This is a genomic window from Thermoanaerobaculia bacterium (assembly GCA_035717485.1).
GTDB lineage: Bacteria > Acidobacteriota > Thermoanaerobaculia > UBA5066 > DATFVB01 > DATFVB01.
Map to the genome: position 1 here is coordinate 1 of DASTIQ010000263.1, position 6,634 is coordinate 6,634.

The 6,634-nt window shown below is 69.1% G+C and carries 4 protein-coding genes; all 4 read left to right on the forward strand.

What is annotated here, in order from left to right:
- The coding region (locus VFS34_13770) for a hypothetical protein (protein HET9795516.1) at nucleotides 1–1,248 on the forward strand (1,248 nt) is incomplete at its 5' end.
- The gene (locus tag VFS34_13775; GenBank protein HET9795517.1) at nucleotides 1,245–3,839 is read left to right on the forward strand and encodes a protein kinase; all 2,595 of its coding nucleotides are present in this window, start codon (nucleotides 1,245–1,247) and stop codon (nucleotides 3,837–3,839) included. The genes VFS34_13770 and VFS34_13775, both read left to right, overlap by 4 nt.
- On the forward strand, nucleotides 3,839–5,683 hold the full coding sequence (locus tag VFS34_13780; protein ID HET9795518.1) for a DUF885 domain-containing protein: 1,845 nt from the start codon (nucleotides 3,839–3,841) through the stop codon (nucleotides 5,681–5,683). Before VFS34_13775 ends, VFS34_13780 begins: the two co-directional genes overlap by 1 nt.
- Nucleotides 5,680–6,634: serine/threonine-protein kinase (locus tag VFS34_13785; protein ID HET9795519.1), on the forward strand; the 955-nt coding region annotated here is incomplete at its 3' end. The genes VFS34_13780 and VFS34_13785, both read left to right, overlap by 4 nt.

Below are 6,634 nucleotides of genomic sequence, written 5' to 3' on the forward strand. Positions count from 1 at the left end.
CCGGACGGCGAGCTCGCGATCGTCCGGGTCGTCTCCGGCAAGCACCGGCTGGAGTACCCGATCAACAGCGTGCTCTACGAAACGGCCGGCTGGATCAGCCACGCCCGGGTCTCGCCCGACGGCGAACGCGTGGCCTTCCTCGACCACCCCGTGCCCGGCGACGACGGAGGCTCCGTCGTCACCGTCGACCGGAGCGGAAAGACGTCCGTCCTCTCGACCGGGTGGATCACCGCCTACGGTCTCGCCTGGCCGAGACACGGACGCGAGGTCTGGTTCACGGCGACGCGCGCCGGCGTCGCGCGCGCGATCTGGGCCGTGTCGTCGTCCGGGCAGGAGCGGCTCCTCCTGCGCGCCCTCTCGGAGCTCACGATCCAGGACGTTTCGGCCGACGGGCGGATCCTGATCACGAGCGACAACGGCAAGGTCGGGATCATCGGACAGCCGCCCGGCCAGACCCAGGAGAAGGACCTTTCGCTCCTCGACTGGTCGCGCCTTCGCGATCTCTCGCTCGACGGGAAGTCGCTCCTCTTCGACGAGACCGGCGAGGGGGGCGGCGCCGCCGGGGCCGTCTATCTGCGGAAGGCCGACGGCTCCCCCGCCGTGCGGCTGGGCGACGGGCTCGCCAAACAGATCTCCCCCGACGGGAAATGGGTGCTCTCGATCACGCTCACGACGCGCCGGATCGTCCTCCTTCCGGTTCGCACCGGAAAGCGCCGTGAGATCGAGTCGTACGGCATCACGCCGCACGAAGCGATCTGGACGCCGACGCCGAATCGGATCCTCCTCTCCGGAAACGAGCCCGGCCGCGCCGGCCGCCTCTACCTCCAGGACCTCGACGGCGGACCGCCGACGCCGATCACGCCCGAGGGAATGGGCGAAGGCCTCGGCCCGATCTCGCCGGACGGCAGGTGGGTCGTCGCGCAGGGAATGGACCACGCGTTCTACCTGTATCCGCTGGAGGGGGGAGACCCGAAGCCGATCCCCGGCCTCGCGCCGGACGACCGCCCGATCTGCTGGACGCCGGTCGGGCAGGACCTCTACGTGTTCCGGCGCGGGTCGCTCCCGTCGCCGGTCTTCCTGCTCGAGCTCGCGACGGGCCGCAAGCAGCCGATCAAGGAGCTGATGCCTCCCGACGCCGCCGGCGTCGTGGAGATCATCACGGCGTCCTTCACGCCGGACGCCGCGTCCTACGCCTACAGCTATCACCGGATATTGTCGGACCTGTTCCTCGTGGAGGGCGTGTCATGAGCATCGCCGCGGGCACCCGGCTCGGTCCCTACGAGATCCTCGCTCCGCTGGGAGCGGGGGGCATGGGCGAGGTCTACCGGGCCCGCGACACCCGACTCGGCCGCGAGCTGGCGGTGAAGGTCCTGCCGCCCGATTTCGCCGGCGACGCGCAGCGGCGGTCGCGGTTCGAGCAGGAGGCGCGATCGGCGTCGGCGCTGAACCACCCGAACATCGTCGTGGTGCACGACGTGGGCGTGGCAGGCGATCACCTCTACGTCGCGATGGAGCTCGTCGACGGAAAGACGCTGCGCGAGATCCTCGAGACGTCACGTCTTCCCGTCAGCCGGGGCCTCGAGATCGGTACGCAGATCGCGGAGGGTCTCGCCCGCGCCCACGCGGCCGGCATCGTCCACCGGGACCTCAAGCCCGAGAACGTGATGATCTCGAAAGACGGGCACGTCAAGATCCTCGACTTCGGCCTGGCCAAGATCACGAAGGGGGCGGGCGACGACGTCTCGAACATGCCGACCGCTGCTCCGCTGCCGACCGACGCCGGAACCGTGATGGGAACCGTCGGCTACATGTCGCCCGAGCAGGCGGCCGGACGTCCCGTCGACTTCCGCTCCGACCAGTTCTCCCTCGGGACGATCCTGTACGAGATGGCGACGGGCAAGCGCCCCTTCCAGCGCGAGACTGCCGCCCAGACGATGAGCGCGATCATCGCCGAGGACGCGGAGCCGATCGCCGCTCTCAACCCGAGGGTCCCGCCGCCCCTCCGCTGGATCGTCGACCGCTGCCTCGGAAAGGAGCCGGAGGCCCGATACGCCTCGACGACCGATCTCGCCCGGGAGCTCAAGAGCCTGCGCGACCACCTCTCGGAGGCGACGTCCGCGGCGGTTTCCGCGGGCGTGCCGGCGGCGAAGCGGGCGCGCCGCCCGGTCGCCGCGATCGCGGCGGCGCTCGTCGTCGTCGCGGCGGTGGCGGCACTCCTGTCGAACCGCCTGACGCTCGACGCCCATCCTGCGACCGTGGCGCCGATCTTCCACCGTCTCACGTTCGGCCGCGGGACGATCTGGGGAGCGCGGTTCGCGCCCGACGGCGGGACGATCGTCTACTCGGCCGCGTGGAACGGGGACAAGCCCCGGCTCTTCACCGTCCGCGAAGACAACCTCTTCTCCACACAGCTCGCGCTGCCCCCCGCGATCCTCTTCGGGATGTCGTCCCAGAGCGAGCTGGCGCTGGGAAGAGAGCCGACCTTCTTCACCACCCTGACGCTTCTCGGCACGCTCGCCCGATCCCCGCTCTCCGGCGGAGCGCCCCGCGACCTCGAGGAGCGCGTCGCGTTCTCCGACTGGACGCCGGATGGACAGTCGCTCGCCGTCGCGCGCGACATCGGCGGTGGCCGTTTCGGCCTCTTCTACCCCGAGGACCATCTCCTGTACGAAAGTCTCGGATGGGTGAGCCATCTCCGCTTTTCGCCCGACGGCAAGCAGATCGCCTTTCTCGACCATCCGCCGAGCGGCGACAGCGGCGACGTGCTCGTCGTGCCCGCAAACGGAAAGGAAAAAGCCCGCAAGCTCGCCGGGGATTTCGTCACGGTCCAGGGCCTCGCGTGGAGGCCCGACGGGAAGGAAGTCTGGGTCACCGGAACCCGCACCGGAATCGCGCGCTCCCTCGAGGCGATCTCGCTGGCCGGGAAAGAACGCACGGTCTGCCGCGTTCCCGCGACGTTCACGATCTACGACCTCCTGAAGGACGGGCGCGCGCTCGTGGCCGAAGACGATTACCGGAGCTCGATCTTCTTCGTCGGGAAGAACGGCGAACAGAAAGACCTCTCCGCGCTCGATTGGGCGGGCCCGGGCGGCATTTCGCCCGACGGCTCACTCGTCTCCTTCGACGAAACCGGCGAGGGAGGCGGAGACAAGGGGGCGCTCTACATCCGGAAGACGGACGCCTCGCCGCCCGTCCTTCTCGGCACGGGCGCGGCCGGCGGCTTCTCTTCCGACGGAAGGTGGGTCGCGGCACTCTCGTTCGACGGCACGCAGATCTCGGTCTATCCGACCGGCCCCGGCAAGGCGAGGACATATCCGCTCACCCTCGTCGGAAGCCGGCCGCAATTCGTCGCCGGCGACAAGGAGATCTGTTTCCGCGGCTTCGAGAAGGGCCGTCTGCCTCAACTGTACGCACTCGACCTCGCCACGGGGAAGACCCGCCAGATTACCGAACAGGGGGTCGGAAGCAGCACCTACCTGCCGGTGTCCCCCGACGGGCGCACCGTTTTCGCCATCACGAAAGAGCGACAGCCCGCGCTCTATTCGGTCGACGGGAAGAGCCCTCGTCCCGTGCCCGGCGCGGAGCCGGGCGACGCTCCGGCCGGCTGGAGCACCGACGGAGCGAGCGTGTACGTCTATCGCCGCGGCGAGACGCCGATGCACATCTTCCGGGTGGAGCTCGCCTCCGGGAAGCGAACTCCGTGGAAGGAGATTTCCCCGCCCGACCCCGGCGGCATCACGGGAGTCGCGCCGGTCATCGTCGGTTCGAACGGCGACTCCTACGTTTACGGCGCGACCCGCATCCTCTCGACGCTGTATCTCGTGGAGGGCTTGAAGTGATGCGACGCGCGAGAACGATTCGGGTCATCGCGCTCCTGCTCGCGGCGATGCCCGCGGCGGCGGCCGTGAAACCCACCCCGAAGCGCCCGGCCCCGCCGGCCGATCCCGCCGCCCGCCTCCACGACCTCTTCGACCGCGAATGGAAGTGGCGGCTCGCGGAGAACCCGCTGTTCGCGACCTCCGTCGGCGTTCACGACTTCGACGCGAAGCTTCCGGAGGTCCTTCCGAAGGACGAGGAACGGCGCGCCAGGACGACGCAACGGTTCCTGGGCGAGCTCCGGGGGATTCCGACGCGCGCGCTCTCCGACGAGGACCGCACCAACGCCGCGATCTTCGACCTCCAGCTGTCCGACGCTCTCCTGTCGTTCCGTTTCCGCGAGTACGAGATCCCGCTCACGGCGGACTGGGGATTCCAGACCGAGCTGACGCGGCTGCCCGACGAGATGCCGTTCAGAACAATACACGATTACGAGAATTACGTCGCGCGACTGAACGCGATTCCCCGGTACGTCGAAGAACGCGTCGCCGACATGCAGGAGGGGCTCGCGCGCGGGATGACGGTGCCGAAGGTCGTGCTCGCGGGAATCGACCAGACGATCATTCCGCACGTCGTCGCGGAAGCCGAAAAGAGCGTCTGGTGGAAGCCGTTCGAGAAGTTCCCGAGCGCCGTCTCCCCCGCCGACCGGAAGCGGCTCGCGGCCGACGGCCGGAAGGCGATCCTCGAGTCGGCGGTGCCGGCTTTTCGAAAGCTCGCCGAGTTCCTCGACCGGGATTACGTCCCCCACGCGCGGACGACGCTCGCCGCATCCGCACTCCCCGGAGGGCGGGCGTACTACGATTTCGCGGTCCGGCGGTTCACGACGCGGCCGATGACGGCCGACCAGGTGCACCAGATCGGCCTTTCGGAGGTCAAACGGATCCACGCAGAGATGGAGGCGGTGATCCGCCAGACCGGTTTCACCGGCGACTTCAAGGCGTTCCTCGAATTCCTCCGAACCGATCCGCGGTTCTACGCCCGGACGCCGGAAGAGCTCCTCGAACGCGCCTCCTGGATCTGCAAGAGGATGGACGGGAAACTCCCGTCGCTCTTCAAGACGCTTCCGCGCCTCCCCTACGGCGTCGCGCCGGTGCCTCCCGAGATCGCGCCGAAGTTCACCGGCGGGCGCTACATCGAGGCACCCGTCGGCTCGACGCAGCCGGGATACTTCTGGGTGAACACGTACCGGCTCGATCAGCGGCCGCTCTACACGCTGGAAGCGCTCGCGCTGCATGAGTCCGTCCCGGGCCATCACCTCCAGATCGCGCTCTCGCAGGAGCTGAAAGACCTGCCGAACTTCCGCCGCTACTCCTACATCTCGGCCTTCGGCGAGGGATGGGGGCTGTACTGCGAGCATCTGGGACTCGAGGCCGGCTTCTACACCGACCCGTACAGCAACTTCGGGCGGCTCACCTACGAGATGTGGCGGGCGTGCCGGCTCGTCGTCGATACGGGAATCCACGCGATGGGATGGACGCGGGAACAGGCGATCGACTACCTCGCCTCGCACACCGCGCTCTCGCACCACGAGGTCGAGACCGAGATCGACCGCTACATCGCGTGGCCGGGCCAGGCCCTCTCCTACAAGATCGGCGAGCTCGAGATCGAGAAGCTCCGCCGGAAGGCGGAAAAGGCGCTCGGGCCGAAGTTCGACGTGCGCGAGTTTCACGACGCGGTGCTCCTGCACGGGGCCGTTCCGCTCCCGGTGCTCGACAGGCAGATCGACCGCTACATCGCGGCTCACCGAGCCGCCTCTCCGGCCGAGCTCGTCCCCGACGCGTCGGCGTCCCCCCGCGTCGTCCGATGACCCTCGCCTCCGGGACCCGACTCGGTCCCTACGAGATCCTTTCCCCGATCGGCGCCGGCGGCATGGGCGAGGTGTACCGCGCGCGCGACGCGCGGCTCGGGCGCGAGGTCGCCGTGAAGACGCTTCCGGCCGAGATGTCGCAGAGCGCCGACCGGCTGGGCCGGTTCGAGCAGGAAGCGCGGTCCGCCTCCGCGCTCGACCATCCGAACATCATCGCGGTCTACGACATCGGCCGCTCCGGCGACGTCGTCTACATGGCGATGCAGCTCGTCGAGGGAAGGACGCTGCGCGAGATGCTCGAAGCGGCGCCATTCCCCCCGAGACGCGTGCTGGATCTCGGGTGCCAGATCGCCGAAGGACTCGCCTCCGCCCACGCGGCCGGCATCGTCCACCGGGACCTCAAACCCGAAAACGTGATGATCTCGAAGGACGGGTTCGTCAAGATCCTCGACTTCGGTCTCGCGAAGCTCGCCGAGCCGTCGCCGGGGAACGTCTCGGACATGCCCACCCAGGCCGCGCCGTCCACGACGCCGGGGACCATCATGGGGACCGTCGGCTACATGTCTCCCGAGCAGGCGAGCGGAGCGAAGACCGATTTCCGCTCGGACCAGTTCTCGCTCGGCACGATGCTTTACGAGATGTCGACCGGGAAGAAGGCCTTCCAGCGGCCGACGTCCGCCGAGACGCTGACGGCCATCATCCGCGAGGAGCCCGAGCCGATCACCGCGTCGAACCCGAAGGTTCCGGCGCCGCTGAGGTGGGCCGTCGAGCGGTGCCTCGCCAAGGAACCGGAAGAGCGATACGCGTCGACGAAGGACCTGGCCCGAGACCTCGAGAACCTCCGCGACCATCTTTCCGAAGCGACCGCTGCGAGCGGATCCGGGTCGGCGTCCCCGGCCGCGGCCGCCCGGCGGCGCCGCGGGACCGCGGCGGCGATCGCCGGGGCCGCCC